Raw genomic sequence first — 3,302 nt, 5'->3', positions numbered from 1 at the left:
TTCCGCATTTTTTAATATAGTTCGTAATTCATCATAATTTTCCCTTCGTATATAATTTCGGTCTCGGATAAAGCACATAGTTATAAGTTGTTATCCAAATCCTTTCCGAATCTTTATCCCGACCGTTCTTAGTTGTCCCGACCTGCCGCAACCCGGCAGGTCGCTTTGTTAAATCCCGACAGAAGATACTGCGACGCGATTTCGGCCCATGTAGTCGCACTCTCGATAAAATTCATTAACCGCCTGTTTCGAGCCAATGTATAGGGCTTAAATAAGCAAGCCGCAATGATGGTCTCCAGTACATAGCGGCTGAATTGACCTGCGTATTCACAGCCGGAATGTATTACCCCCAAAAACAAAATCACATGAAAAACAAAGAAGAAATCAGGCTCTACCTCGACACCCAATTCAGCGCATCGGAAGACGACATGGTGCAAATCGTCCGGAACGATTTCGACCGCATTTTGAATAGCGCGGCATCTTGCGCCCTAATTACGGTCGAGGGTACAATGCCCATCTTGGCGGAACAACTCCGCACCGAATTGGAAGCCCGGCACATCGAAGCCGACCTCGACGTGATTGTAAAAGTAAGCTATCATCCTGTATCGGAGATTAGTTTCGACGACCTATGCAGCCTCTTAACCGTCATCCACGAATTTGCCCCGCAGGTAAATATCGTCTGGGGCTGCGGCACGGATGCAAAACTGGCTGAAACCGACATTTCGATTCTGTTGCTGATCGGGACATCGGCGGAGTAAAATTTGCATGACCTGCCAAAACATATTGGCAGGTCATTTTTCATTGCACCATAAGGTAATTTATAGCTAAAAAGAACAAAATATCTAACTTATTATTCAGTTGCAAAAAACTTTCAGTTTGGCATATCCTCAATTCTATTTAAATTTTTCAATTCTTCCGGCACAATAATATTCATCTTAAAAGCATTAATATTCGAATGATTACAATATTTATCATAAAGATTTTTGATTACAAAAAGATCAAAAACTCCCAATATAAATGCCCCAATTAATGATATTGACTTCTTTTGGAGAAAACAATCTATTCCTTCGGTAGATGGCAATACTAAATAGCAAGCAAGACACACCAATAAAATAACAGTTATTCCACCAACCCAATACCATGTTTTCAAACGCCATTTACAAATTTGTTTCTTTATATAGTCATTTCTATCCCGTTCTCTATTCTCATTTATTAATTTAAACCGTTTACGCTTCTCGACTTCAATATCAGACGGTTTCGATGACAGTCGTTCTAATTTTTTCAAAACATCTTCAAACCGAGCAATGCGCTTATCATCCTCTTGTTTTTGTTTGTCAGCCTCTTCTTTCAATTTTTGAACAAACTGTTTACTATCTGACTCTGCAATTTCATTTAATTCCTCAATATTTTTGAGTTGATGAGTTGTAATACGTGTCGCAATCCGCAGAATGTCTTTGTCTGATATTGAGGCATCTTTGTATTTCTGAATATTATCATCCAACTCTTTTATAATGGATGCTTGCGGTAAAGATGAATTTAGAGTACATGATATCAAAGCATTCAAATTCGTATCAACAACGCCATCTGTCAAATCGCCATTTCCAATATCTGGTTTAATAAACCATAACACACATAATAATTCGTCAGCTCTAATTATTTCTGGCTGATACCCTCTTAACTTATAGCCTACATAATCTGAGTTATCATGATTTATAGCATTATTTACAAACCAACAATTTACATCCTCAAAATGTTTTATTTTCTTTTTACCACGCTTCTCTCGCACATAATACAATGCCATAATATCGTGTAATGCTGCAAAATCAGTATTTCTGATCTTCTTAAATTCTGCATATTCCGTACTACTTTTAGCCAAATTCTGATATTTAACAGTGTATGGAATTTGAAGAATACTATATTCATCAACTAAAATATTCTCCAGATTATCAGCAATTCGCTCTAAGTCATTTCTATTAAGGTTGCGGCGTTCACATGCTTTATAAATATCTTCTGGATTAATGAGTTTAGGAAGAAACGATTTATCAAAATATTCGGCTTTTTTCAATAATAAATCTGTCGTTTCTTTGATTGTTTCTTTCAAAACACGCAAGGAATACCCGAAACTTGATGCTATTTTCAATAATTGTCGGCAAGTAGTAGTAGACTCTGGAGTATTAAGATCAAGTAAACTAACTATAAAATTCGTGTCTAATAAAAGCTCTACATCAGACATCATTTTATCTTGGGGTTCATATTCAGAAAGATAGCAAGATAAAATAGAGCCTAAATAAATTTTTCGAATTACCTCATAGCAACCGGGGATATTTCTGAAATATTCCACAAATTGGGCCTCTATAGAAAATTTACTCCCATTTACACTATAATCTCGATTTGCAAGATAATTCGATATTTTGAGTTTATTCAGATTTACAAAATCAAATATTGTATTGTATGAATCTTTTTTAACATCATTAATATCGCAAAACTGCTTAAACATCGTTTGCACCAATTCGACTTGTTGACGATTGGTTTCATAGATATCATTAAACTCTTCAAATGAATAATTCTTAATCCAAAAACTACCATCTCGATATACTTGTAGTTTTAGTTCTTCAGAAGTATTGATTTCTTGTCCGATTTTTAATAAAATCTTTTCTAAAACAGCAGGAGGAAAATCCAAACCAAAGTATTGGCAAATCCACGTAGATATTTCAGTTATAGACGCGCCTTTATAAACACCAGATTGAGTTATTAATTTATATAACGCATATTTTACTATCGGGACAAATATCTCAACAGAGCTATTCACAAAATTGCCCGAATTCCGGATTTGAGCCAAAAGACTATAAGTAATAACCTTGCTTGCTTCCATAATACAAAAGAATTTTCCTCTAAAATATTAAATTTAATGCGAACAACAAAGAGTTAGAGGATGAAACTACTATAATACCAAGTTTTTACTTATAAAACTCCAATCATTTCGGTTTATTTGTTGATGACAAGCGTTATATGAAACACTAATAGGAGCTACTGCGACGCAATTACAGCTCATATAGCCACAAACCTGATAAAATTCATTATCCGCCTGTTCGGAGCGACTATATAGGCCCAAGCACAGCAACTAACCAACAGCCAAATACTTAACGACTGAGATTGAAATTTTTCGAATAGCGACCATTTATGTACCACTTGTGTACCACCGCCACTTTTCTGGCTATACATCACAAAAGAAAAATCCTTGATATTCGATTAAATATCAAGGATTTTCCATCAGTCGGGGTGACAAGATTCGAACTTGCGAC

2 protein-coding genes are annotated in these 3,302 nt (G+C 35.6%); one reads left to right on the top strand and one right to left on the bottom strand.

Translation table 11 applies throughout. The features are described 5' to 3' along the window. Window positions 1-365 precede the first annotated feature (365 nt). Complete coding sequence (locus tag QVP03_RS03885) at window positions 366-758, top strand: hypothetical protein (RefSeq protein ID WP_022332286.1); 393 nt, start codon at window positions 366-368, stop codon at window positions 756-758. A gap of 113 nt (window positions 759-871) precedes the next feature. Here the strand turns inward: QVP03_RS03885 and QVP03_RS03880 are convergent, their stop codons facing one another. Beyond that, complete coding sequence (locus tag QVP03_RS03880) at window positions 872-2,872, bottom strand: hypothetical protein (protein ID WP_022332285.1); 2,001 nt, start codon at window positions 2,870-2,872, stop codon at window positions 872-874. Between the last annotated feature and the right edge of the window lie 430 nt (window positions 2,873-3,302).

It is taken from the genome of Alistipes sp. CAG:29 (assembly GCF_000435435.1).
Taxonomy (GTDB): Bacteria; Bacteroidota; Bacteroidia; order Bacteroidales; family Rikenellaceae; genus Alistipes; species Alistipes onderdonkii.
This window is presented reverse-complemented; position numbering and strand designations above follow the sequence as displayed.